This window comes from Metabacillus kandeliae, from assembly GCF_021166585.1.
Classification (GTDB): Bacteria; Bacillota; Bacilli; order Bacillales; family Bacillaceae; genus Metabacillus_B; species Metabacillus_B kandeliae.
In genome coordinates, this window is sequence record NZ_JAJOZE010000012.1 from 1 (window position 1) to 23,769 (window position 23,769).

The 23,769-nt window shown below is 43.0% G+C and carries 24 protein-coding genes; 6 read left to right on the forward strand and 18 right to left on the reverse strand.

All coding sequences use genetic code 11. The features are described from left to right. Nucleotides 1–25: 25 nt before the first annotated feature. The 10 genes from LRR81_RS17805 to LRR81_RS17845 form a co-directional block, all read right to left on the reverse strand. The gene (locus LRR81_RS17805) at nt 26–271 is read right to left on the reverse strand and encodes a transcriptional regulator SplA domain-containing protein (RefSeq protein WP_231790751.1); all 246 of its coding nucleotides are present in this window, start codon (nt 269–271) and stop codon (nt 26–28) included. Nucleotides 272–361: 90 nt separating this feature from the next. Beyond that, nucleotides 362–1,909: a two-component system sensor histidine kinase NtrB gene (locus LRR81_RS17810; protein ID WP_231790752.1), complete on the reverse strand. Its 1,548-nt coding sequence runs from the start codon at nt 1,907–1,909 to the stop codon at nt 362–364. Between the two features lie 134 nt (nt 1,910–2,043). Next, nucleotides 2,044–3,759 (reverse strand): phosphoenolpyruvate--protein phosphotransferase, encoded by a 1,716-nt coding sequence (gene ptsP / locus LRR81_RS17815; protein ID WP_231790753.1) that lies wholly within the window; start codon nt 3,757–3,759, stop codon nt 2,044–2,046. Next, nucleotides 3,759–4,025: a phosphocarrier protein HPr gene (locus LRR81_RS17820; protein ID WP_231790754.1), complete on the reverse strand. Its 267-nt coding sequence runs from the start codon at nt 4,023–4,025 to the stop codon at nt 3,759–3,761. The genes ptsP and LRR81_RS17820 overlap by 1 nt, the downstream gene beginning before the upstream one ends. 98 nt (nt 4,026–4,123) lie before the next feature. Next, nucleotides 4,124–6,223 carry a glucose-specific PTS transporter subunit IIBC gene (gene ptsG / locus LRR81_RS17825; RefSeq protein ID WP_231790755.1) on the reverse strand — a complete coding sequence of 700 codons (2,100 nt, stop codon included), beginning with the start codon at nt 6,221–6,223 and terminating at the stop codon, nt 4,124–4,126. Nucleotides 6,224–6,459: 236 nt separating this feature from the next. Continuing rightward, nucleotides 6,460–7,305, reverse strand: coding sequence for a glucose PTS transporter transcription antiterminator GlcT (gene glcT, locus LRR81_RS17830; RefSeq protein WP_231790756.1), 846 nt, complete (start codon nt 7,303–7,305; stop codon nt 6,460–6,462). Nucleotides 7,306–7,545: 240 nt separating this feature from the next. After that, entirely contained in the window at nt 7,546–8,589 is a 1,044-nt protein-coding gene (locus tag LRR81_RS17835; protein WP_231790757.1) for an oxidoreductase, read from the reverse strand. Nucleotides 8,590–8,841: 252 nt separating this feature from the next. Next, a complete protein-coding gene (locus tag LRR81_RS21455; protein ID WP_408631624.1) occupies nt 8,842–8,925 on the reverse strand; it encodes a putative holin-like toxin in 84 nt (27 codons plus the stop codon). A 549-nt stretch (nt 8,926–9,474) separates the two neighbouring features. Further along, nucleotides 9,475–9,732 carry a hypothetical protein gene (locus LRR81_RS17840; RefSeq protein WP_231790758.1) on the reverse strand — a complete coding sequence of 86 codons (258 nt, stop codon included), beginning with the start codon at nt 9,730–9,732 and terminating at the stop codon, nt 9,475–9,477. A gap of 108 nt (nt 9,733–9,840) precedes the next feature. After that, nucleotides 9,841–10,035 carry a hypothetical protein gene (locus tag LRR81_RS17845; RefSeq protein WP_231790759.1) on the reverse strand — a complete coding sequence of 65 codons (195 nt, stop codon included), beginning with the start codon at nt 10,033–10,035 and terminating at the stop codon, nt 9,841–9,843. Nucleotides 10,036–10,145: 110 nt separating this feature from the next. On the opposite strand from LRR81_RS17845, the gene LRR81_RS17850 reads away from it, so the two are divergent. Continuing rightward, nucleotides 10,146–10,367: a hypothetical protein gene (locus LRR81_RS17850; protein ID WP_231790760.1), complete on the forward strand. Its 222-nt coding sequence runs from the start codon at nt 10,146–10,148 to the stop codon at nt 10,365–10,367. Here the strand turns inward: LRR81_RS17850 and LRR81_RS17855 are convergent. After that, nucleotides 10,364–11,344 carry a LacI family DNA-binding transcriptional regulator gene (locus LRR81_RS17855; protein ID WP_231790761.1) on the reverse strand — a complete coding sequence of 327 codons (981 nt, stop codon included), beginning with the start codon at nt 11,342–11,344 and terminating at the stop codon, nt 10,364–10,366. The two genes, LRR81_RS17850 and LRR81_RS17855, sit on opposite strands and share 4 nt — an antisense overlap. A 141-nt stretch (nt 11,345–11,485) precedes the next feature. Between LRR81_RS17855 and LRR81_RS17860 the strand changes: the two genes are divergently transcribed. Beyond that, on the forward strand, nt 11,486–14,695 hold the full coding sequence (locus tag LRR81_RS17860) for an efflux RND transporter permease subunit (protein ID WP_231790762.1): 3,210 nt from the start codon (nt 11,486–11,488) through the stop codon (nt 14,693–14,695). Nucleotides 14,696–14,775: 80 nt separating this feature from the next. On the opposite strand, the gene LRR81_RS17865 is transcribed toward LRR81_RS17860, so the two are convergent. The 4 genes from LRR81_RS17865 to LRR81_RS17880 all read right to left on the reverse strand — a co-directional run bounded on the left by LRR81_RS17865 (nt 14,776) and on the right by LRR81_RS17880 (nt 15,951). Beyond that, the gene (locus LRR81_RS17865) at nt 14,776–14,922 is read right to left on the reverse strand and encodes a YvrJ family protein (RefSeq protein WP_231790763.1); all 147 of its coding nucleotides are present in this window, start codon (nt 14,920–14,922) and stop codon (nt 14,776–14,778) included. Between the two features lie 62 nt (nt 14,923–14,984). Continuing rightward, a complete protein-coding gene (locus LRR81_RS17870; protein ID WP_231790764.1) occupies nt 14,985–15,203 on the reverse strand; it encodes a DUF2922 domain-containing protein in 219 nt (72 codons plus the stop codon). A gap of 35 nt (nt 15,204–15,238) precedes the next feature. Then, entirely contained in the window at nt 15,239–15,457 is a 219-nt protein-coding gene (locus tag LRR81_RS17875; protein WP_231790765.1) for a DUF1659 domain-containing protein, read from the reverse strand. A 128-nt stretch (nt 15,458–15,585) separates the two neighbouring features. Beyond that, complete coding sequence (locus LRR81_RS17880) at nt 15,586–15,951, reverse strand: PilZ domain-containing protein (RefSeq protein WP_231790766.1); 366 nt, start codon at nt 15,949–15,951, stop codon at nt 15,586–15,588. Between the two features lie 226 nt (nt 15,952–16,177). On the opposite strand from LRR81_RS17880, the gene LRR81_RS17885 reads away from it, so the two are divergent. Both LRR81_RS17885 and LRR81_RS17890 read left to right on the forward strand, forming a co-directional pair. Further along, on the forward strand, nt 16,178–16,657 hold the full coding sequence (locus LRR81_RS17885; RefSeq protein WP_231790767.1) for a hypothetical protein: 480 nt from the start codon (nt 16,178–16,180) through the stop codon (nt 16,655–16,657). A gap of 369 nt (nt 16,658–17,026) precedes the next feature. After that, complete coding sequence (locus LRR81_RS17890; RefSeq protein ID WP_231790768.1) at nt 17,027–18,040, forward strand: EAL domain-containing protein; 1,014 nt, start codon at nt 17,027–17,029, stop codon at nt 18,038–18,040. Nucleotides 18,041–18,084: 44 nt separating this feature from the next. Here LRR81_RS17890 and LRR81_RS17895 read toward each other — a convergent pair whose 3' ends face one another. Genes LRR81_RS17895 through LRR81_RS17905 form a run of 3 tightly spaced genes read right to left on the reverse strand, consistent with a single transcriptional unit; the run spans nt 18,085 to nt 20,807 of the window. Further along, complete coding sequence (locus LRR81_RS17895; protein WP_231790769.1) at nt 18,085–19,188, reverse strand: M24 family metallopeptidase; 1,104 nt, start codon at nt 19,186–19,188, stop codon at nt 18,085–18,087. 24 nt (nt 19,189–19,212) lie between these two features. Further along, a complete protein-coding gene (locus LRR81_RS17900) occupies nt 19,213–19,692 on the reverse strand; it encodes a glycosyl-4,4'-diaponeurosporenoate acyltransferase CrtO family protein (protein WP_231790770.1) in 480 nt (159 codons plus the stop codon). Then, a complete protein-coding gene (locus LRR81_RS17905; protein ID WP_231790771.1) occupies nt 19,689–20,807 on the reverse strand; it encodes a glycosyltransferase in 1,119 nt (372 codons plus the stop codon). The genes LRR81_RS17900 and LRR81_RS17905 overlap by 4 nt, the downstream gene beginning before the upstream one ends. 165 nt (nt 20,808–20,972) lie before the next feature. On the opposite strand from LRR81_RS17905, the gene LRR81_RS17910 reads away from it, so the two are divergent. Together LRR81_RS17910 and LRR81_RS17915 are read left to right on the forward strand one after the other, a co-directional pair. Then, nucleotides 20,973–22,478 (forward strand): phytoene desaturase family protein, encoded by a 1,506-nt coding sequence (locus tag LRR81_RS17910; protein WP_231790772.1) that lies wholly within the window; start codon nt 20,973–20,975, stop codon nt 22,476–22,478. Between the two features lie 83 nt (nt 22,479–22,561). Beyond that, nucleotides 22,562–23,677 carry a glycosyltransferase gene (locus tag LRR81_RS17915; protein ID WP_231790773.1) on the forward strand — a complete coding sequence of 372 codons (1,116 nt, stop codon included), beginning with the start codon at nt 22,562–22,564 and terminating at the stop codon, nt 23,675–23,677. The last annotated feature ends 92 nt before the right edge of the window (nt 23,678–23,769 follow it).

Genomic DNA, 23,769 nt, shown 5'->3' on the forward strand with positions numbered 1-23,769 from the left:
AAAGAGGCTTGCAGGCAGCCTCTTCTCAATCATATTGCTGATAATCAAATAATTCATTATACAAATACTCGGCATCCTGGTATGAGGCAAAAATGGCGTCATCCTCTGTTAAGGGATGATAGGAATTATGTATAAAAAGGGCAAGATCACTTTTGTCCTTCGGATGAGGGACAATTTCGGCCTGTTCAATTGTTGCTACGTTTGCTGCATGGGGATTGCGATAAATAACAAATACTTTATCTCCGTCTTTCAGCTGCTGCTTTTCAAGCATTTTCTTCACCTTCCTATAGACCTGAAATGAAAAAGCAGTCCCGCACTGCCTTTTCTTTATTTTGCCCAATAGGGAGCGTTTTTATTTCATCTATCCTTTAAAATACGGAAGGATAATGGAGACCATTGTCCCTTCCCCTATCCTGCTTTCAAAAGCAAGAGTTCCTTCATGCTGGCTGATTATTTTCTCTGTAATAACAAGACCCAGTCCTGTTCCTTTTTCTTTTGTTGTAAAAAAAGGAGACCTGATTTTATTGAGCGTTTCATCATCCATGCCAGATCCATTGTCTGCAATAGTGAGCAATATCTTATCCTGCAGGTGCCGCACAGCCCTTACGTGAATTTCACCATTAGCAGAAATTGCATCACAGGAATTTTTCAGCAGATTGATTAGCACCTGCTTGATTTGATTTCGTTCTCCGTATACAACCAGCGGTTCTTTATTAGGCTTGTACTGCAGAGAAATATTTTTCAATAATGTTTCAGAGTTAAAAAGCTGCATGGTTTCTTCAAGCACCGTGTTCAGGGAAAAAGAAGAAAAGTTTACAGCCTGTGGCTTTGCGAGCACTAAAAATTCACTCACTATATCGTTTACCCTTTTTAATTCTGATAGCATGAGGCTGTTGATCAGCTCGTCATCCGGATTTTTTTCCTTCATAATCTGGATGAAGCCCTGCAGCACTGTCAGTGGATTGCGGATTTCATGGGCTACTCCTGCAGCCATTTCACCAGCTACCTTCAGCTTTTCTGCCTGGAAAAGAAGCTGCTCCTGCTCAAGCTTGTCAGTTACATCCCGAATCATCTCAGAGTAAGCAATCAGCGTGCCTGACTCATCATAAATAGGGGAGATTCTTACTTCTACATCAAGCCGCTTGCCATCTTTGCTCATATCAGTCCTGTTCACTACCTGGCTGGAGTATTCCTTATAGCTGCCGTTCATTTTGCCTCTCAAAGGGTAGGGTTGTTTTTCAAGCTCTGCTCCTTTCCAGCCATAAAGCTCTTCAAAGGCAGGGTTTACAGCCAATACCCTGCAGGAAATATCCAAGATGGCAATAGCATCCTGGCTTTGCTTAAAAATAAGGCTGAAATGGGCTTTTGCAGAGTTCAGTTCTTCCACAACCTGTGCTGTCCGTTTGTTTGCAGTATTCCAAAGCCTGTTAATAAATCTCAAGTAAAAAAACAGAAGAATAAAGACCATGAACGTTAATAATATGTAATAAAATAAATCCCTTTGTTCAAAGGTGCCTGCCATCACATCATACTTCGTGACAAAATAGTAAATCTGAAGCACTGCTGTAACCGAAGCACAATAAATTAAAATGTATTTGTCCTGAAAAACCATAACGAGTAAAAGCGGAAGCAGCAGAAAAACATAATTCACAAGGCTTGGATAGGCTTCATTCAGCATGATGATATACGCATAAATAAGAGAACTAAGAAGGTACATCATTAAAATGGGCCTTTTAATTTTATTCATTGCGATTGTTAGAACAAGAAGAGGGATGAGAAAGGAAGCCCAGTAATAGACATACCTTTCAAAGGACAAGAAAAACAGTACCCCTGTGTCCATGACATAACATGCCCACAATAGGAGCAAAAATAGCTTATTCCGTTTGATGATTAGCTGCTGCTTGTTCATAACTGACCTCTTTGATTGGATTTCTTTTCCATACTATCATACCGTATTGCTCCCTTAAATGCACAGGAATAATTGCTGTTAAAAAAGCCAATAAAAAAAGGGAGACTTGCAGGCAAGTCCCCCTTTTTTCCTGTTTATACCATAAAAGTTTCTTTAACGAATGACACAACTTCTTCTGTTGTAGACATGCTGAGGACCTTTTCCTTGAAGGAAACAGCTTCCTCTTTGGACAATTGCTTAAGCTGAGAACGGGCAGGCAGGATAGATGTAGCACTCATGGAGAACTCATCCAGACCGAGGCCAAGAAGCAGCGGGATCGCAAGAGGATCTCCTGCCATTTCCCCGCACATTCCAGCCCATTTGCCTTCTTTATGCGCTGCCTCAATCACTAGCGATACCAACCTCAGAATGGCCGGATTATACGGCTGATAAAGGTAAGAAACCCTTTCATTCATACGGTCTGCAGCCATTGTATATTGAATGAGGTCATTCGTGCCGATACTGAAGAAATCCACTTCTTTAGCAAAGACATCTGCCATTACTGCTGTTGATGGAATCTCTACCATAATCCCGATTTCAATACTATCTGAAACCTCGGCGCCTGAATCCTGCAGCTTTTGCTTTTCTTCAAGAAGAATCGCTTTCGCCTGACGGAATTCAGCTACCGTTGCGATCATCGGGAACATAATTTTCAGATTGCCGAACGTGCTGGCACGAAGCAATGCACGAAGCTGGGTTCTGAAAATGTCCTGCTCTTCAAGGCAAAGGCGGATCGCACGGAAGCCGAGGAAAGGATTCATTTCTTTCGGAAGCTTTAGATAAGGAAGTTCCTTATCTCCTCCGATGTCAAGAGTACGGACAACAACCGGTTTACCTTTCATATCAGAAAGAACAGATTTATATGCTTCAAATTGCTCTTCTTCTGTAGGCAGCTGGTCGCGGCCCATATAAAGGAATTCCGTACGGTAAAGACCGACTGCTTCACCGCCGTTTTCGAGAACACCTTTTACATCTTTAGGTGTGCCGATATTGGCAGCCAGTTCAACATGCTGGCTGTCCTTTGTTACAGTAGGCTCATTTACAAGCTTGGCCCACTCTGCTTTTTGAAGATCGTATTTTTCCTTCTTGTCCACATATGCTGCGATCGTTTCCTTGGAAGGATCAATAATGACGTCTCCATCCAGTCCGTCAACGATAACAAGTGTACCGTTTTTAATAGAAGAAGTGGCTTCCTTTGTTCCTACAACAGCTGGAATTTCCATTGATCTCGCCATAATGGCTGAATGAGAAGTCCGTCCTCCAATGTCTGTTGTAAACCCTTTAACAAATTGGCGATTAAGCTGGGCAGTATCGGAAGGAGTTAAGTCTTCCGCAATAATGACAACTTCCTCGGAAATCATGCTTGGGTTAGGAATCTCTACTCCAAGAAGATGGGCAATGACGCGTTTCGTTACATCACGGATATCCGCTGCGCGCTCTTTCATGTATTCATTATCCATTGATTCGAACATGCTGACGAACATATCAGAAGTTTCCTTCAGGGCAAACTCTGCGTTCACATTTTCACTTTGAATCTTATCTTTTACAGGATTCAAAAGCTCTGGATCACTTAAAACAAGAAGGTGTGCTGCAAAAATATCAGCTTTATCCTTGCCAAGCTCCTTCAGTGCATGCTCCTTAATTTTCTCGAGTTCGATTTTAGATTTGGCAATGGCCTCATCAAACCGTGCAGATTCAGCAGCTGTATCAGCAGCTGCTTTCTTCTCAACGGTCAGTACCGGTTCTTCCAGGCGGTATGCTTTTGCTATTGCTATACCGGCAGAGGCGCCAATTCCGGAAAGCTTGGACATTATTCTCCAAGCCCCTCATTTTTCATTGTTTCTTCGATCGCAGCAATAGCTTCTGCTTCATCAGAACCGTTGGCAGTAATTTTAATATCGGAATCTTTTGCGATTCCAAGAGACATAACACCCATGATTGATTTGAGGTTAACCGTTTTACCGTTATATTCAAGGTTTACATCAGCATCAAATCGGCTCGCAGTTTGTACAAGTACAGTTGCCGGACGAGCGTGAATTCCTGTTTCTGCAGTTACTTTGAATGTTTTTTCAGCCATGATTTATCCTACTCCTTTTTAAATATCCATTTTACTTGCTCAATAAATAATCATATCAGCCTCACCGTCATTCTGACAAGTGAGGCGTATTAAACTGTTTATTTTTCAATAGAAATGATATTTTTTTGTTCAGCTGCAATGCTTCCTGATGCCAGGATTTTGACAGCTTCGCCTTCTTTCAGGTTTGTAAAGACAATCGGCGTCATAATAGATGGCGCTTTTTCTTTGACAAGATCCAAATCGACTTCCAGAAGCTTTTGGCCTTTTTTCACAGTATCACCTTCTGAAATAAAAGAAGTGAATCCTTCGCCTTTCAAGTTAACCGTGTCAATGCCTACATGAATCAAAATTTCTCTTCCATTTTCAGAAAGAATTCCGAGAGCATGCTTTGTCGGGAAGATGTTTAATACTTTCCCGTTTACTGGAGATTTAATCGTTCCGCTTGAAGGAAGGACGGCAAAGCCATCTCCCATCATTTTTCCTGCAAACACCTGGTCAGGAACATCTGTGATCGGGTGAATTTCTCCTGTGACCGGCGATACAAAATCATCTGCTGCCAAGTCGTTTTGGAGAGCTCCCGGAATAACCTCTTCCACCTGTTCCTGGACATCTTCTTTTGGATCATGAACAGGAAGCGGACGAGGAGTTTTCCCAGACATTACATCAGCAATCTGCGTTTTAAGGTTATCTGATTTAGGACCGAAAATCGCCTGAATATTGTTCCCAACCTCAAGAACACCAGAAGCTCCGAGCTTTTTCAAACGATTTTTATCAACGTTCTTCGGATCGCTCACAGAGACGCGAAGACGTGTAATACATGCATCAAGGTTTGTAATATTCTCTGATCCGCCTAAAGCTTCAAGTACGTTGTACGGAAGGTCCCCTGCAAATTGAGCTGTATTCTTAGTATCTGCCGTTTCCACTTCTGCATCTTCACGTCCTGGAGTTTTCAGGTTGAATTTGCGTATCGCGAATCGGAAACCGAAATAGTAGATAATAGCAAGCACAAGGCCTACAGGTATAACAAGCCACCAGGCTGTTCTGTTAGGAAGAATACCGAACAGGATGTAGTCGATCACACCGCCTGAGAAGGTCATGCCGATTTTTACATTTAACAGCTGCATGGTCATGAAAGAAAGACCTGCAAAAACGGCATGGATTCCGAAAAGAACTGGTGCTACAAACAAGAAACTGAATTCAAGCGGTTCCGTAATACCTGTCAGGAAAGACGTCAAGGCAGCAGAACCCATAATACCTGCTACATATTTCTTATTTTCAGGGCGTGCTTCATGGTAAATCGCAAGAGCGGCAGCAGGAAGACCGAACATCATGAATGGGAATTTACCAGTCATAAATGTTCCGGCAGTAAGCGGAACACCATCTTTTACCTGAGCCATAAAGATATGCTGGTCACCGCGGATTAATTCGCCAGCTTTACTTGTGTATTGCCCGAATTCAAACCAGAAAGGAGCATAGAAAATGTGATGCAATCCGAATGGAATCAATGATCGTTCAATAATACCGAAAATCAATGCGGCAAGCGTTGGATTCGAAGCCAGGAGGCCGTTTGAGAAAGAGTTAAGTCCTCCTTGAATAGGCGGCCATACAACAAGCATGAGCAATCCAAGAATAAGGGAAGAAATAGCTGTTACAATCGGTACAAAACGTTTCCCTGCAAAGAAGCCCAAATATTGAGGCAGTTCAATTTTATAAAACTTGTTGAACAAAAAGGCGGCAAGAACACCGATAATGATCCCGCCGAATACCCCTGTCGCAAGCGTTGGTATACCGAGCATGCGAATGTATTCAGGGTGACCCGCCTGGAAAAATTTCGCCTGTTCAACTGCATCGGCAGGAATTTTTCCGCTGGATGTTAATACAGCACTCATCGTAACATTCATAATCAAATAACCAATAATAGCAGCGATTGCCGCAACACCATCACCGGCAAGTCCAATGGCTACCCCTGCTGCAAAGAGCAGCGGCAAGTTCGAGAATACAATATCACCGGAAGATTCCATGACTTTTGCAATCATTGTGAATGTTCCATTTGTTAATGCAGGAATTTTAGCCGTCAGCTGCGGATTTTGAAGTGCATTACCGAAAGCCAAAAGAATACCTGCTGCCGGCAGAATCGCTACCGGAAGCATTAAAGCGCGTCCAATTCGCTGCAGGACGCCAAATGCGTTTTTAAACATAGCGTGACCCTCCTTGGGAATATTTTGTACATGCATGAGCCAAAAAAACCAAGCTATTTATGAAACCGTTTTCTCAAAAATCAAACGTTTACATTTTGTTCGCAGGACGCAAAAAAGGCATGAATGTCACGAGGGTGGCAGAAAATGGGCTTGAAGGAAAATCCTTTAAACTCAAACTGCTCACAACCCTGTACACTCATGCCTGATCGAATCAGTAACACGTTTACGGCTGTAAACTAATATATTTTATTGGATAAACGGTATAAATGCATTGTTAAGTAAACAGCTTCTGCTTCATAAACAGGTTTTTTCAATGCCTGCTGCATGACTTTAACTAGTTTCCATGCAGTAGTATAGCATAACGGATATTCATTTTTCAACAAATTTGTGATTTTTTCAGGTTCCATCAGTTTTTCGCCTGCGTTGACTCTGTCAATCGTATAGCGAATATGTCTGATCAGCCTCATATAATCAACGCTGTCTGTATCAATATCAATTTTCATTGAATCTTCAATCACGTTTGTGAGCCTTGCAATCAGCTGGGAGTACTGATTAATTTCAGACAGCGGCTTATTAGTCGCCGCTCCATGAATATGGAGGGCAATAAAACCAACCTCTCCTGCAGGGAGACGGATCAGAAATCTGTCTTCAATCATTTCCACTACTTCCTTGGCGATCGCAAATTCTTTCGGATAAAGAGATTTTGTCTCGTTTAAAAAGGGATTTTTAACTTCTATCCCCTGCTTTTGCCTGTTCAAGGCAAAGGCCAGGTGATCTGTAAGTCCAATATGAATATGTTCGTTTAGAGGAAGATTCATCTCTGAAGAGATAAAGTGAATGATATCGTTCATTAAACCGATAAAATCTTCATCAATATGCGGCAGCAGCTTCATATACTGCTCCTGCTCCTTTTCATTCTTCAGTACGAACATCTTTTCATAAGCATCTTGGGAAAGATGATCTCCCTTACTCTTCCCAAACCCGATCCCTTTTCCGATAAGCACTGCCTCGCCGTACTGCTCGTGCTCCGCGATTAAAACATTATTATTTAAAGCCTTTTTAACAGTAAAAAGGTCTCCCACGATCTTCCCAGCTCCTTTACAAGCTCCGACCCTCCATATAGTACAAATGTTTTACGCAATCGTCAACATCCTATTTTTTCAGAAAATTCTAAGTGTGGAGGAAATGAAGGGAAAGGGGGGTGAGGATTGCGGGGCAAACATTGAACAAGGGCGGCTTAAGGAGATTATGTCCAATTTTTAGGTTTTTTCATCATTTTCCTGGAAATGCCGCCGGCATGTCCCTGCCGGCGGCACGCGGTGCTACAGCTCTATTTTTCTTCCTTCTTCAGCACTTTGCTTTGCTGCTTCAATCAGCCGTATGGTCCAAGCTGCCTGTTCAGCTGTGACACGAGGACTTCTATGCTCCAATATCGCCTGGCAGATGTCCTCATAAAAGGCGGTGTAGTTTCCTTTTAGTGTTTGTACTTTGCCTCTCATATTCAAGCCGCCATGATCTGTGTTCAAAGTTCCCCATTGATGTTCCGGATCTTCTCCGAACCCTTTATCACCTGGTATTGCACCTTCTTTTAATGCATTTTCCTGAGGATCCATGCCGTATTTAATAAAAGAGCCTTTTGTGCCGTGTATTTGAAAATGCGGACCCTGTTCTTTGACAAGCATGCTTGCCCTCAGTACAGCTGTCATATTTTCGTAGTGAAAACGGATATCAAAGTAATCATCAGCTTCTGAAACTTTACGCTGGTTGCCTGATTCTGCCGTTACAGCTATAGGAATGCCAAAAAGAACAGCTGCCTGGTCTATTAAATGAGAGCCGAGATCGTAGAGAATGCCTGACCCTGGCCTGTCCTGTTCCCGCCATGCGTTTCTCTTTGGATCAGGACGGAACCTGTCAAAATGAGCTTCATAAGAAACCACATCTCCGAGTGCACCTGATTCAATCAGCTTTTTGACTGTCAAAAAATCTCCATCCCAGCGCCTGTTATGATAAACACTGAGTACAAGATCTTTTTCCTTTGCCAGAGCGGACAGCTCAAAGCCATCCTTTGAAGTTACGGTAAAAGGCTTTTCCACAACTACGTGCTTTCCTGCTTCAAGTGAATTGCGGATCATTGGTTCATGCTGTTCATTCGGTGTGGTAATGACAACGAGCTGAATGCTTTCATCTGCCAGCAATTCATCAAGTGATTTAACTGTTTTAACCTCAGGGTACCTCTCCTCGGCTTTTCTGCTGTGCCTTTCCACAACCTTTTCCAGCTGAATTTTATCAGACGAAAAAAGGAATGGGGCATGAAAAGTTTGTCCAGACATTCCGTACCCAACCAGTCCTGCACGAATACTTTCCATTTTTTTCATCACCTCTCCTAAAGAATAGCAGAAGCCTATTTGAAACAGCAAAAAATAAGCAGGCAGGAAATCCAGCAGACAAATGTCCAAAAGACCTAGAAATCTCCGTGTGAAAATAGGGAATTATGTGCTATAATTTTCATGAAAGTACTATAAAGCCTGTCTAGATGCTGCCACATCTAAACAAGCCTGCCTACACAGTTTATATCCTGAGATTAACTAATTCTGCAGCCTTCTCTGCTACTGAGAAGGCTATTTCTTTTTGTGAAATGAAAGAATAGCAATCACCAGTGACGAGAACGTCAGCATGACAACAAGGCTTTCATATACGGACAACTAGCTCACCCCCTTTCAGAAGGGGATCCACAGGCAGTCAGGATATAAGTCTGCATGTCCATTATAACATAATTTCCCTCACGCAAGAACATACGTTTGGTTTTTGCTTTAAAAAAATTTATTGCTTCAGGCAAAATAAAAAGAACACAGTATCGTCGTGTTCTTTTTTAATTTTATTAAAATTTGCGGCCGCTAGCCCCTAGAGGTCATAAGCCGGTCATCCAGAGAAAGGAAAAAACGCCTTTCTCCGGCTGCCCGTCTTATGCTTGTCGGGGCTGATCAAGGCGCTTCCGCTTTTCTTCGTTGTCCAGCTCCAGCCGCTAGCCCCTCGAGTCGCTTCACAAAAATCCAAAAAGTCAAAACCGGACTTTCTGGATTTTTGCTCCAGCGCTTGTCGGGGCTGAACGAGCGGCTTCCGCTTTTCTTCATTGTCCAGCTCCAGCCGCTAGCCCCTCGAGTCGCTTCACAAAAATCCAAAAAGTCAAAACCGGACTTTCTGGATTTTTGCTCCAGCGCTTGTCGGGGCTGAACGAGCGGCTTCCGCTTTTCTTATATAATTGAATTTGCTTGCGGCTTTGATACGGCATTGTATGAAATTTTCACTTTGGCAAGGGTCCCTTTCAGCGTCTCTTCGTGATTGCTCTCTCTGTTCATGCATACTGTAGACAGGTCATATACGGTCCTTGACAGCAGCTCGACTGCTTCTTTCAGTTTTTTGCTGTCTTCTTGAAATCCGTCCTGAAGCAAAGTTCTCATAATATCCTCTGAAATACTTTTTATTTCACTGATTCTCTCGTACTCTGCCATACCGCTCACCCCTTCAATTTAGTGTATGCGGGCAATTGTTTTCCTATCTCCTGCTGCTGGCGTCTTTCTTTTATGTATTCGACTAAACCCATTGTTTTCCTTCTTTGCTCAGCGCTTTTTATATTCCCATTTACCCTCATGGATGCTTTCTGCATTTGATGTTATATACTGCTTCAATTCCTGATCAAGTTCCTCCCTCTCCAATTCATCCAGTGTAAAATCAACGATTCTGCTATTGTGAAAGTCCATGACTTTAACATGCAGAATTCCACGCTCCTGATAGGTCAGCATGATCCGATACATAGTACTTCTCCTTTCCAATTATTAACGGTCACTTTTTTATACCATATTCATAGTATATCGTACATTTGTTCGTATATAATAAGAATATCATTTGGAAAGGAGCTTCCAGCATGAATTATTGGCTGAAACAAAGTCTGGAAAAGCAAATACCTGCAGAAATTATTTATCAATCAAAAAACGGCCTGATTTCTCAGCGCCGGATTATTGTAAAACGTATAGAAGAAGACCATGTAATCGCCTGCTGTCTTCATAAAAAGCAGATAAGAAGCTTTCTATTGGACAGTATCCTTTCTGCAGGCGGTGTGCGGAGGCACAATCACCCCGCTTCTTAAGTAATTTTCTTCACAGTTTTCCGCTCTACAATACTGTGCGGCAAAACAAGCTTGCGTTCAGAAGAACCAGGGACCTCCCTTTTGGCCAAAAGAGCTGCGAGGAGCTGCCTCCCCATTTCTTTTACCGGAATGTCAATTGTACTTAATCCAAAAATTCCTGAAATAGGCTGATTGTCGAAGCTCAGCAGTGACAAATCTTCCGGAATGCGGATGTTTTCCTTTTTAGCGGCAAGCATGATGCCTGCTGCAGCCTGGTCATTTGTAACAAGAAAAGCTGAGGGCTTTTTCTTTAAATTTCTGTATTGCCCTATTACCTTCATTCCGTCTTCAAGCTTAAGGCAGCCCTCAAAAATCCATTCCTGCCTTGCTCTGTTTCCAAGCTGTTCTTTATAGGCCTTTATTCTTTTTAGGCTGTTAATGCCTTCTTTTCTGCTCAGACAGACGGCAATATCCGTATGCCCATTTGCCATGAGATATTGCAGACCTGATTGAAATGCCGCTTCATGAGAAATACTGACGGACGAAAAAAATTCTAAGTCAGAATCTTCTCCGAGCACAATCGGGCCGGACGACTTGTGCTTAATTAGCGCCTGGTCGCCTGCCGCCCTTGAACAAAAAATAATTCCATCAAGCTTCCGCCCCTGAAGAAGGCTTAGGGCCTCCAATTCTTTCTTTTCCTCATAGCTGCTTTGAAACAGAACAAGCTGGACCTGTTTTTTGATTGCTTCTTCTGCAATCCCCTCAACCATTGCCCCAAAATACGGATGATTAATTGCAGGCAGAACCACACCGACCATATCTGTTTTTCCCTGTGACAAGTTAACCGCATTTAAATTCCTCGAATATCCGAGCGTTTCCATTGCTTTTAATACGCTTTCCCTTTTTTCCGCCCGTACATACTGATACCCATTCAGAACTCTTGATACAGTCGCCTGTGACACTCCAGATGCTTTTGCAATTTCCCGAATGTTAGCCATTTTCGTCCGCTCCTTTTATCGCGTTATAAAAACTGTAGCATTTTCTTCACATTCCTGCATATCCGCTGATGATTTTTTCACCTAAACACGGTATAGTTATGTTTGTATAAGTTTTGTATAACTTTCAGGAGAGGTGAACATATGAGTTTTTTAACAAGATTCAGCTTAAAAAACGCAGTAGCTGTATTTATTATCGCTTTTCTTTTAATTCTTGGCGGCCTTTATTCTTTTTCGCAGCTAAAGGTTGATTTGCTGCCGAACATTGAATTTCCTCAAATATCAGTGGAGGCCGTCTACCCAGGTGCCTCTCCCTCAGATGTTGAAGAACAAGTCACTTCTAAGCTTGAGGAAAAATTCAAGACCATTGAAGGCATTAAGCAGGTGTCGAGCACTTCATTTGAGAGCGCCGGTATCATTAACCTGGAATTTCCTTTTAACACCAACATGGATGATGTGGAAAATCAAATCAACACTTTAACGAAAGATGCAGGCCTCCCAGATACTGCCCAAACGAATGTTAACCGTTTTTCATTCGGTACCTTCCCGATTTTCAACATCTCACTGTTTTCCAAAAATGATGAGAACATAGAAAAGCTTCTGAATGATGAAGTGATTCCAGAATTAAACAAAATTCCCGGAATCAACAGCGTATCTGTCGGAGGGCTTAAGGAACAAGCCGTCCGAATAACGGTTGATAAAGACAAGGCAGCAAAAGCAGGGCTGTCCCTTTCACAAATTAAAGACACCATCACCGGCAAGTACTTATCCTTTCCTGCTGGAACCTTAAGTCAAAATGATACAGACATTCCAATCCGCGTTCAAGAAGGACTGGATAGCATAAAGGAACTCGAAAATCTTCAAATCTCTTCCGGACAGCCTGCTTCAGGAAGTGCTGGCGGAGCTTCCGCACAGCCCGGATCTCAAGGGCAGCAGCAGGGCGGTCCTCAAGCAGGCACAGCAGGCGGTGCACCAGGCGGAGGCCAGGCGGCACAGCAGGGAAGTCCTCAAGCCGGCAGCTCTTCAGCTGCTCCATCAGGCGGTGCACAGCAGCAGCCTGCACCGAGCCCTGTTAAACTGAAGGATATTGCAAAAATTGAAAATGTAACGGAGAAACAAGAGTTTACCCGATACAATTTAAAAGATTCATTATCGATGGCTGTTACTAAAAAGCAGGATGCCAATACTGTGGAAGTTGCAGAAAAGGTCCTCAGCACTTTGAAAAAATATGATGATAAAATGAGCTACAGCATTGGCTATGATTCAGCTGAAGGCATAAAACAGTCTGTAGAATCCCTCGTCAGGGAAGGCTTGCTCGGCGCTCTGTTTGCTTCACTTGCTGTTCTGATCTTTTTGAGGAACATAAGGGCAACTATCATTGCCATTATCTCTATTCCTCTATCACTCTTAGTCTCCTCCATCTTTTTAAAGCAGCTTGATATTTCGCTTAATATCATGACGCTTGGAGGCATGGCTGTTGCTGTAGGCCGGGTTGTGGATGACAGTATCGTCGTGATCGAAAACGTGTTCAGGCGCGTCCGCAAATCGAGCGGGGTCATATCCAATGAGCTTGTCCAGGACTCAACCAAAGAAATACTAAAAGCTATTACATCTTCTACTATTACAACAGTCGTAGTATTCCTGCCGCTTGGCTTTGTCGGCGGCATTACAGGGGAATTTTTCCTTCCGTTTGCTTTAACGATCGTATTTTCCTTGATCACTTCACTTCTTGTTTCGATTACCATTGTGCCGATACTGGCCAGATTTTCTTTCAAGAAGGTGCCAAAGGAAGAGAAAGAAGGTGCGCTTCAAAGATTTTATTCCGGTGTGATTGAATGGTCTCTGAATCATAAAATTATCGTGCTTCTTATCTCCGTTGTTCTGTTATTCGGTTCAGGATTCTTTGTCAGCGGACTGGGCTTTACTTTTATTCCGAATGAACAGCAAAAAACGCTTGTCGCAAGCATTGAATTGCCTTCCAGCACCTCGATTGCGAAAACAAACGATGTTTCCCTGAAGCTGGAGCAGATGTTTGATAAAGAGGATGCGATCAAGGAAGTGACTGCAGGAGTCGGAAGCAGAGACTTCCAGACAGGCATTAAAAAAGAAAACAAGGCAAGCTATTTTATTAATTTAAAAGATGGGACGGATACGACGTCCTATATTGAAAAGCTGCAGAAAAAAATGGAAAGCATTGCAGACTCTGAAGCTCCGGGCTCTAAGCTCGGCGTTCAGGAAAACCAGACTAGCGGTCCTCCGTCCAACAATAATGTAGATATTAACCTTTATTCCAATGATCTTGCTGCTTTATCAGAAGGCGCCAAAAAAGTGGAAGATTACATGAAGAAAAACGGCCAGCTGAAATACGTCACCAACAATTTTGCTGATAAGCAAAAGCAGCTTGCGGTGAACATAAAAACAGATCAGGCGGATAAATTCGGGGTATCAGGCTATCAGATCCTTGGAACAGTTTCAGATCAGACGAAACCGGTAGATGCCGGGGAATTAAAGCTGAGCGGCTCGGAGAAAAGTGTTGAGCTTAAATACAACAAAAACCTTGCCGATGCAGACGAACTTAAAGATGCTGTAATTTACAGCAAGCAAGGGCCAATCAAGCTTTCTCAAGTGGCTGATATAAAAGAGGAGGACTCCTTCACCTCTATTCAAAGGCTTGACGAAAAAGTTTATGCTCAAGTTTCAGCTCAAATTAATTCTGATAATATACAGAAGGTTTCAGCAGATGTAATAAACGGCGTAAAGCAGAATGTGGATCTGCCTGAAGGTGTATCCTTTGAAGGCGGCGGCGGAAGTGATGAAACGGTGCAGACCTTCCAGCAGCTTGGTCTTGCGATGCTCGTAGCAATCGGTCTTGTTTACATCACCATGCTGATTACTTTTGGAAAAGCACGAATTCCATTTATTATTCTGACTTCCCTAATCTTCGTGCCGATCGGCTCGCTTCTGGGCTTGTCCATTTCAAGAGAGCCGCTGAGCGTCAGTGTGATGATCGGGCTATTGATGCTTATCGGAATCGTTACGACGAATGCCATCGTTTTGGTGGACAGAATCGGCCAAAACAGGGAAATAAAGCAGCTGTCCATCAGAGAGTCTCTTATCGAAGCGGGCAAAACAAGATTGCGCCCAATTTTGATGACAGCCTTTGCTACAATTGCTGCCTTAATCCCGCTGGCTTTTACTACTTCATCAGGTACATTGATTTCAAAGGGGCTTGCCATCACAGTTATTGGAGGTCTTACCTCATCAACCCTGCTGACCTTAATCATTGTTCCGGTTGTATATGAACTGTTCTTTTTCAAGCAAGTGAAAAAGGAACGAGCGAAAATGAGCCAGTAATACAGCAAGGCCTGGTATCTGCCAAGATACCAGGCCTATTTTGTTAAGCTTAGCGCACCAGCAAAAGGCTTGCGCTTTTCTTATCCTCTCAGCTCTTTCAGCTCAGAAGGCAGCATTTGAATCGATTGAATCAAAACATCCAATTTTCCTTCCACCCTGTTCAGCAAATAAAAGGTTACAAGGATTGGAAAGCCGACATCGCCTACGATCTGCAGCCACTGGTCCATTTGGCATCTCCTTTCTGTTGTTTTTAGGAAAAGCCAGCCCATTGAAGGGCCGGCTTCTGCTTTTACTTCAGCTCAAGCTCTGTTACATTTCTTTCCACAATCCGGGCGCCCTTCTTGCCAATAAGCTCCCCGCCGGCAGATGTGAAAACATTTGAAGCAAGAATCGTATCCATTGCAGCAGAAATTTCACTTTGTGTTAGCCCTTCTTTCGGTGACTCAACGGAAATACTGACGCTTTTTCCTTCCATGTTAGAGAATTGAAGTTCAATTGTTTTAGCCATCTATTTTCAGCCTCCTTTCCCGTTTTTTTATTTTGTTACCCTTGAAGCATGTTGCTGTCATTGCGCTCCGCTCCAAAAAGAATGTTTGTTTGCAGATTTGCCAGTGCCTGTGCGGCATTAAGAAGCTGATCTGGTGTTGATGTTGTTTTCACATTGTTGTAATTTTTGAATTTGAAAACCTGTTTTCCTTTCTCGTTAAGACCCATGTCAAAAACCAGGCGAAGCTGTGTTTCTTTTAAAATTGTTTCAGCCATCTGTTCATCACCTCCTTTCACTTATTACTTAAAGAAAAGGAGGCAAAAAAGGAGCATCATATATAAACTTTTTTCTATTTATTTCATTTCATCAATAAAAAAATCCCTCGAGGGGATTTAAATGCGTTTTACTTCATGCTCATGCTTGCATGATTTTTTAGTTCTTTAATGATTTTTTCTGAAGCAGCTTCATTTTTCTCGAGCTTGGCACCATAAACAAACTCCCGGAAAAACTTTTTCTTCCAAAGAAATTGACCATGCAATGTTATTGGCTCATTCGTGATCGTGACAATCATTTCACCTGTTAAAGTATTGTGTTCAACAGGCAAATCAAGGGAAGAAACCATTTTGAGGCCTGTGGGGCTAATATCAGCAAGTCTTGCTTTCCCCTCTTTTGTCTGCACGGCTTTGCCATTCATTTCAATGATTCGAAACGTCATATCAAGCGGCCGGGCAAACTCATAGCGAAAGGGTTCATACCGGTTGTATCTCATAGCCATAAGCTCCTGTTCATGTAAAATAGCCTTTTTCGGCTTATAAGTCTAAAGTATCTTATCCTTTTTGTTTTTTCAAGGAAAAATAATACATTTAACCTATAATTCTCCATCTTCTTCCTTTACAGTATGAACCTTTACCCTTTGGTTACACTAATTGTTACTTTCCTGTGTGGAAATAAAGCGGATTTAGCGCTTACTCTAAATGGCAAAGCAGGGTAATCAAATGACAAAAACGACTAAAACGGAAGCAGTATTATGGAGCATTGCACTTCCGGGCTTTGGCCAAATTCTGAACGGCCACCTGGTAAAGGGCCTTGTTTTTATTTTTTTAGAAATATTGATTAACGTAAAGTCCAATTTCAACCTTGGCATCATTGAAAGTTTTCAAGGAAACATCGAGGGTGCCGGGCAAGTGCTGAACCTTCAATGGCTGCTGTTTTACCCTTGTATTTATATGTTTGCTGTATATGATGCCTATAAATTCGGACAGGGACCCTCAAGAAAGCTTATTTTTATTCCGTTTGCCTTTGGTGCCTACTTCGTCACGCTAGGATTGATCTTTGCTTCTAAAGCAGTCTTTTTCGGCGTACAGCCTGGGCCGGTATTTTTCCCCATGCTGATGCTTCTTCCTGGATTTGCTTTAGGATTTTTCATTTTAAAAATAACAGAATGGTGGATGAACCGAAAAAAAGCCACTAGTTAAAAGGTTTAAAAAATATATTTGTTCTACTGTGCTCTAAGTAGTTTTACTCAAGAAAAATCGGGGAATAAAACTACCAGAAGCGTTAAGGATGCCTTAACTTATTCATCTGGCGCGGTCTTGGAGCCGCAAGGGTATAAGAGAGGAAGGGCTTATACTGTTTAAGTGTTTAGCAGGAGCAAAAGGCATCATGATGGGAAACATACTTCCCAGCTGAATGGTTTCAGCCATTCAATTTACATAAAAAAATGCTTTCAATAGATATCAAAAATGAGGCCTAAAAAAAGGCCTTATTTTTTATGCGAAAAAACCAGTACATTAGAACTATTTTTGGTAGAATTGGTATAGCAACTGACGAAAGGAGAAAAAAAAATGGAGCAATGCCACATGTGTTTTCAGCCGGCACGAACGGGAGAGGAAGGAATACTGGCCATAAAAGGGGAGGAAACAAAAGGAGTTTTTTCATCTTCCGGCTTTTCCGCTCATATACCCGGTTACTTTACAAAAAAGTATGGGACCAGATCAGAGCTGAAAAAAACTTTATCTCAGCTTGACAGTGAAATAAATCTTGCACCATATGATGCTGCCCTCGGCGGACGGGAAGCAGACCTTAAAGCACTGCCTCTTCTTCCTCTTCAAACCATTTACAGCCAGGTCATTCATAAAGATACGGTAGATGTTATCCTGCACGGGGATCTGGTCAGTTATCTGCAGCCGATCATTTCTCTGCAAAATGAAGAAATCTTTGGGTATGAATCACTGCTTAGGACTGGCGGAGGAATATCTCCAGGCGAATTATTTACAATCGCCCAACAGACGCACACTCACTCCTTTTTGGATAAAAGAGCACGAGAACAGGCTATTATAGCTAAAAAAGAGAGAATTGAAGATGGAAAAAAAGTATTTATTAACTTCTTGCCTTCTACCATCTACAATCCTGATTACTGTTTAAGGCACACCTTTCACCTTGTCGAAAAGTATGGCATTTCGCCTGATGATCTCGTATTTGAAGTTGTGGAAACAGAAAAAATTGCGGATATTGATCATTTGAAAAGAATACTGGACACCTACCGGAAGAATGGAATGAAGGTCGCCCTTGATGATCTTGGCGCAGGGTTTTCAACACCTGAAGTGCTGAAGGATCTGCGGCCTGATTTTGTCAAAATAGACCGCCATTATATTGATGGCTGTGATGCAAGCAATGAGAAACAAAACTTTATAAAAAAAGTGGCTGCTCTCTCGGACAGTCTCGGCATTACAGTGCTTGCCGAAGGAATTGAAACAAAAATGGAATATGATTTTCTTCGTGCATTCGGTATTTCCCTTGGACAGGGATATTACATTGGAAAGCCTGCCCTCAAGCCTGCTCCTTTCCCTGCTGCATGACATTCATACTGCAGAAAACCCGGCAGAAAGCAGCCGGGTTTTTTTTATTCAATGATTTGAAGTTCTTTTGGAAATTTCGTTAACGTTCTGCATCCGTCTTTTGTGACGAGTACATCATCTTCAATTCGAACTCCGCCGATTTCCGGTACATAGATTCCCGGTTCAACTGTATAAACCATGCCTTCCTTTAGAACCCCATTGTTTGTATAGGCCATTGAAGGGTACTCATGAACACTGATGCCAAGACCATGCCCAAGACGGTGCGGGAAATTCTCTCCATAGCCTGCATCTTCTATTACTTTTCTTGCTGCCAGATCCAAATCACCAATTCTTGTACCTGGTTTTGATGCTTCCAATGCGGCTAAATTCGCCTCTAAGCATGTTTGATAAATCTCTTTCTGCTTTTCATCAGCACTTTGAAAGGCAACGGTTCGGGTAATATCAGAGCAATAGCCATCCAATACAACACCTAAGTCAAATAAAACCAAGTCTCCCTTTTTCAGGGTATCAAGCCCTGGGTTGCCATGAGGCTGTCCTGATTTCTTGCCGAACAAAACCATTGTTGAAAAGGACATTTGGCTGACGCCTTTTCGCTTCAGCTGATATTCAATCTCCGCAAGAACATCCATTTCGGTTACGCCTTCTTTTAAAGCATTGACTCCAGCCTGCACACCGAAATCGGCCAGCTCTGCTGCTTTTTCAAGAATTTCAATTTCCTTTTCATCTTTGACCAGCCGAATTTCGTTCAGCAGTTCTTCAATTGGATGCAATCCCTCTGATTGAACGGTTTTTATCAGCTGCTCAGCTCTTGAATAAGAAAGCAATTCACTTTCAGCTGCAAGCTTTGCTGCCTTTCCGCCAATTCTTTTGTCTGCTGCATTTTTTATGTATTGGAAAGGATCTTCATGATCTCCGTAACCGATCAATTCTCCGTTCCAACCAGCTTCTCTGGCTTGTCCTGTTTCCATTCCAGGGCAGATGAAGAAAGGTTCACCTTCTTTAAAAACAAAGAGCCCCATCAGTCTTTCATGCGGATCTGTATAAAATCCGGTCAGATAAAACACATTTTCAGTTGAATGAATAAAAGCAGCATCGATATTTTTTTCGCTCAGCCAATTTTTCACTTTTTCCATTCTCGCTTCTCTCATCTTACAGCACCATCCTTCGTTAGTTTAAATTGTTTGCTGCTTTTCCATTCTTTTTAGCAGCCTGTTTAATCGGAGCCTGTTATATCGCTGTGCAGCGATAAACGGCAAGTGAAAAAGCAGCGCATACAGGCAAATCACAGTGCCCCCTGCTGCATCATTCCAAAGAAAGAAAAGCCCTGCAGGGGGTATTTGGAGCCAGTGTGCAAGCTCCCCTCTCTTTGTTTCCAATATAAAGACGGCTAGATAAGCCTTATCCTTATCGCGAAGCTGGTTTTTCGAAAAGCCGCCTTTAAAAAAACCGCCGGCATCAGGCAGCCTGTCCTTCCATTTTTTAATGGCAAACACATCATAGAATTTCCCGGACTTCTCAAATGGCTTTTGTTCATATAGCCAGCGCGGCTTTTCAACAGAAGCGCCTGATAGCCTTGAGCAGGCATAGGCGATACCAAGCTGGTAAAGAACAAGGGCGAAGACATTCCATAGGACAGCCAGCGCCGCGCTCATTTCCGGTCCGCCGCTTTGTTTTTTTCCAATATGATATTTCTCCCTTTCCACTTGGCGTTCTTTTTAATAAAGGTTAAAAAGAACGAAAGGATAAAGACGGCAAGAAAAAATAAGGCATGAAGCGGAAAAACGAGGAGCTGCAGAAAACGGAAGTTTCCAATTTTCCTGAGGGCAGACGAGAGCTGGATGACGAATGCCGCATAAATCAGTGCATAAGGCAGCCATTCTTCTGTCCATAGCTTTGGGAGCTGAAAAACAAAAGACAGAATTCCTCCAATCCAGATAACAATGAGCAACAGACACCAAAAAGGAGCTGTTCCTGCTCCTGAAGCAAAGCTTTTCGCCCACCCGAAAGCAAGCTCTTTGATTCCGTTCGGATACATCCTCATGCTGACGGCTCTGCACCCGCTCATTGCAAAAACGCGGCGCCCTTTGGCAGCAGCCAGTTTACCCAACGCCATATTTTCAACAACCTCTGCTCTTATTGCTTCATGTCCGCCCAAAGAAAAGTATTCTTCTTTCGTACAAACAAGGCATTGACCGAAAGCACCTTTCGGCTTCACCTTTTGAGCAAAGGGAAGGAAAGGGCCAAAAGAGCCGATGATGATCAGGTGAAACAAAGCTGATAAAGATTCGTACGGCTTTTTAATCTTATGATAAGGATGAACCGTCAGAAGGCCGTATGCCGCTTTTCTTTCGAAATTCTCGGCAAGTCTTGCCAGTCCGTTTTTTTCAATAACAGTGTCTGCATCCAAAAAAACAAGCCATTCTCCCTTTGCTGCATTCGCTCCGTTCCAGCACGCCCAGGATTTGCCGAGCCACCCTGCAGGCAGCTCCGGATTATCAATTAATCTTACCCCGTATTTCGAGGCAATCTCTCTTGTCTGATCCTCAGATTGATCATTGACTACAATGATTTCAAACGGAAGCATGGATTGGGCATGGATGGAAGCAAGCAAAGCCTGAAGATTGCGCTCCTCATTCCGCGCTGGAATAATCACTGACATTTTTTCCTTTACTGTCTCGTTTCGCCTGTATGGGGGAATGTGCTCCATTGAAGGGACATGCCAGAACAGCACAAGACCTGCCATCAATGATACTAGCAAAAAGAACAAAAATCACCCCTCCATCTCTCTATCACTTTCTTCTATCATACTAAAAAACATTCCCAGGGAGGAAATTTTTCGAATGCGCAGAAGTATGTTTCTATTGGAAGATTTAAAGGAAAAGAAAGACAGGGCTTTTTCACAGTCTCTCACAAGTATAAAGGAGGAGTATAATTGAAAAAGAAAGCGGTTATTATCGGCGGCGGACTCGGCGGCATGTCCGCAGGGATCAGGCTTGCTTCAGACCAATATGACGTCACAATCCTGGAAAAGGGCGAACGGCTTGGAGGAAAGCTCAATATTCGAAGCGGGAAAGGCTATTCTTTTGATACTGGCCCATCCATCCTAACGATGCCATGGGTGCTTGAACAGCTTTTCAAGAGCGCCAACCGCGACATTGCCGACTATCTTGACATTGTCAGAATTGAACCGCAATGGCGGACTTTTTTTGAGGACGGTACAGTGCTTGATTTAACAAGCGATCTTCCATCAATGCTTGAGCAAATTAAAAAGGAAAGCCCTGAAGATGCTGCTGAATTTTTCAACTATCTGCAATATTGCAGCAAAATGTATGATTATTGCCTGAAGAGCTTTTACAAGAAAAGCCTTAACGGCGTAAATGATTTAAGGGTCCATCATACGCTGAAAGAAATGCTTTCAATGGAGCCGATGAAATCCATGGACCAGATTACGAAAAAGCATTTCAAAAACAAACACCTGCAGCAGCTCTTTAATTTTCTCGTCATGTATATCGGCTCTTCACCATATCACGCACCGGCGATTCTCTCACAGCTTGCACACGTACAGCTTGGCCTCGGCATTTATTATGTTCACGGCGGCATGTACAAAATTGCTGAAGCGATGAAAGAAGTGCTCGGCGAGCTTGGAGCAGAAGTAAGGCTGCAGTCAAAAGTTATCAGGCTGCACACTGACGGGATGAAAGCAACTGGCGTTGAACTTGAAGACGGCACTGTCGTCGAAGCGGACATTGTTGTATCCAACCTTGAAGCCATTCCGTTTTATAACACAGTACTAAAAGAGCACAGCGGAAGCGCCAAGGCAGCAAAGGATTTGGAAAAATACGCTCCGACCGTATCAGGACTCGTTCTTTTGCTTGGCGTTGATAAAACATATGAACATCTTGCCCATCATAATTTTTTCTTTTCGGAAGATCCGAAAAAGGAATTCAGCCAAATTTTTGATGAAGGGGTCCCTGCAGACGACCCTACAGTTTACATAGGAATCTCCTCCAAGTCCGATCCTATGCAGGCTCCGGAAGGAAAAGAAAACTTCTTCGTGCTCACGCATGTTCCGCCATTAAAGGATGGCGAAAACTGGGCAGACATGAAAGAAAAATACACATCACTCGTTCTGGACAAGCTTGAAAGAATGGGTGCTGCAGACTTAAGAAAGCATATTGAATTCCAATATACATTTACACCGGACGATATCAGGGAGCTGTACGGCTCAAACGGGGGATCCATTTACGGCGTTGAAACAGACCGCAAGAAAAACGGCGGCTTTAAAATACCCGGCAGAAGCAGTGTGCTCAGCAATCTCTACTTTGCCGGAGGATCGACTCACCCGGGCGGCGGAGTTCCAATGGTCACGCTCTCAGGGCAGCTGACAGCAGACCTTATTCTTGAAGATGAACTGAAAGAAAGCCAGCAAACCGGCTGAAAAATCGATTGCCTGTCAGGAGACAGGCAATCCTTCTTTTACACAAAAGAAAAGGCGTTTACTAGCAGCAGGAGTGAAAAACTATGATGATTTATCTTTGTATCCTACTGGCATTTCTATTATGGACCCTCTTTAATTCTTGCTTTATTCCTGCCTTAAAAGAAGAGAAACCGTCTCATTTCCCGTTGGTATCCGTGCTTGTCCCTCTGCGCAATGAAGAACGGAATGCACAGGATTTGGTTCATATGCTTCAAAAACTCACCTATCCGAATATCGAATTTTTCCTGCTTGATGATGGATCACAGGACCGTACAAAAGAGCTGCTCTTACAGGCAATCGGCAATGATCAGCGGTTTTCAGTTCTTGACGGGGCTCCGCTGCCTGAAGGCTGGTCAGGGAAAGTGCATGCGTGCCATCAGCTGAGCCTTAAAGCAAACGGGGAGTATTTTCTTTTTCTTGATGCTGATGTCAGGCTTGCCAAAAGCATCGTTGAAAGCTCACTTGCCCTTCTAATGAAAAAGAATGCGGCGCTTGTCACAGGCTTTCCCCGATTTCCGGTTGTTCATTTGCTTGAAAAATGGCTTGTGCCGATGCAGCACTTTCTCGTTTATTTTCACCTTCCATTTCTGCTGGCAAATTTTACGGTCATTCCTTCTTCTACCGCAGCCCACGGCGCATTTTTGCTGTTTCATGCCGGGAAGTACCGAAAAGCCGGCGGGCATGAAAGCATCAAGGATTCGCTTGTAGATGATGTACACATTGCCGTCAAAATAAAAAAAGGCAAAGAGAAAGTGATTCTTGCCAACATCACCCGCTATGCTGCCTGCTTTATGTACAGCTCGAACCGGGAAGTATGGGAAGGGTTTCGGAAAAACGTGTTTCCCGGCTTTGGAAGATCCTTTCTCCTTGCCGGACTCATGACCCTCTTCTATAGTGTTTTTTATCTGCTTCCAGGATTCCTTCTTTTAGCAGGAATTGTTCAGCTGATTTTCCGGCAGGAAGCAAACTGGCTGCTTTTCCTTCCCTATATCATCATTGTTCTGCAAAAAGCCTACATTGACTGGCGCACAGGCCAGAAGCTTTCCATATCGCTTTGGATGCCGGCAATAGCAGGGACATTTCTCGCTCTGCTGTATGCCTCTATGGGAATATCCATCAAAAAGCAGGGCTACACATGGAAAGGGCGGACGTATGATTAAGAAAAGCGGCAGCGGATTGAGGGGCTAGCGGCTGGACCTTCGTATATTTTTAAATTCTGATTTTATAAAAAAAGGCTATAAAAAGAATGTTG

Coding starts and splice junctions, on each gene's coding strand:
- LRR81_RS17855 (WP_231790761.1), bottom strand. CDS start 11,344: ATGGCTAACATTCGGGAAATTGCAAAAGCATCTGGAGTGTCACAGGCG.
- LRR81_RS17870 (WP_231790764.1), bottom strand. CDS start 15,203: ATGGCTAAAACAATTGAACTTCAATTCTCTAACATGGAAGGAAAAAGC.
- LRR81_RS17810 (WP_231790752.1), bottom strand. CDS start 1,909: ATGAACAAGCAGCAGCTAATCATCAAACGGAATAAGCTATTTTTGCTC.
- LRR81_RS17845 (WP_231790759.1), bottom strand. CDS start 10,035: ATGTATCGGATCATGCTGACCTATCAGGAGCGTGGAATTCTGCATGTT.
- LRR81_RS17805 (WP_231790751.1), bottom strand. CDS start 271: ATGCTTGAAAAGCAGCAGCTGAAAGACGGAGATAAAGTATTTGTTATT.
- LRR81_RS17820 (WP_231790754.1), bottom strand. CDS start 4,025: ATGGCTGAAAAAACATTCAAAGTAACTGCAGAAACAGGAATTCACGCT.
- LRR81_RS17900 (WP_231790770.1), bottom strand. CDS start 19,692: ATGAGCGCGGCGCTGGCTGTCCTATGGAATGTCTTCGCCCTTGTTCTT.
- LRR81_RS17890 (WP_231790768.1), top strand. CDS start 17,027: ATGGAGCAATGCCACATGTGTTTTCAGCCGGCACGAACGGGAGAGGAA.
- LRR81_RS17835 (WP_231790757.1), bottom strand. CDS start 8,589: ATGGAAAGTATTCGTGCAGGACTGGTTGGGTACGGAATGTCTGGACAA.
- LRR81_RS17860 (WP_231790762.1), top strand. CDS start 11,486: ATGAGTTTTTTAACAAGATTCAGCTTAAAAAACGCAGTAGCTGTATTT.
- LRR81_RS17840 (WP_231790758.1), bottom strand. CDS start 9,732: ATGGCAGAGTACGAGAGAATCAGTGAAATAAAAAGTATTTCAGAGGAT.
- LRR81_RS17895 (WP_231790769.1), bottom strand. CDS start 19,188: ATGAGAGAAGCGAGAATGGAAAAAGTGAAAAATTGGCTGAGCGAAAAA.
- LRR81_RS17885 (WP_231790767.1), top strand. CDS start 16,178: ATGACAAAAACGACTAAAACGGAAGCAGTATTATGGAGCATTGCACTT.
- ptsP (WP_231790753.1), bottom strand. CDS start 3,759: ATGTCCAAGCTTTCCGGAATTGGCGCCTCTGCCGGTATAGCAATAGCA.
- LRR81_RS17875 (WP_231790765.1), bottom strand. CDS start 15,457: ATGGCTGAAACAATTTTAAAAGAAACACAGCTTCGCCTGGTTTTTGAC.
- LRR81_RS17850 (WP_231790760.1), top strand. CDS start 10,146: ATGAATTATTGGCTGAAACAAAGTCTGGAAAAGCAAATACCTGCAGAA.
- LRR81_RS17880 (WP_231790766.1), bottom strand. CDS start 15,951: ATGAGATACAACCGGTATGAACCCTTTCGCTATGAGTTTGCCCGGCCG.
- LRR81_RS17915 (WP_231790773.1), top strand. CDS start 22,562: ATGATGATTTATCTTTGTATCCTACTGGCATTTCTATTATGGACCCTC.
- LRR81_RS17865 (WP_231790763.1), bottom strand. CDS start 14,922: ATGGACCAGTGGCTGCAGATCGTAGGCGATGTCGGCTTTCCAATCCTT.
- ptsG (WP_231790755.1), bottom strand. CDS start 6,223: ATGTTTAAAAACGCATTTGGCGTCCTGCAGCGAATTGGACGCGCTTTA.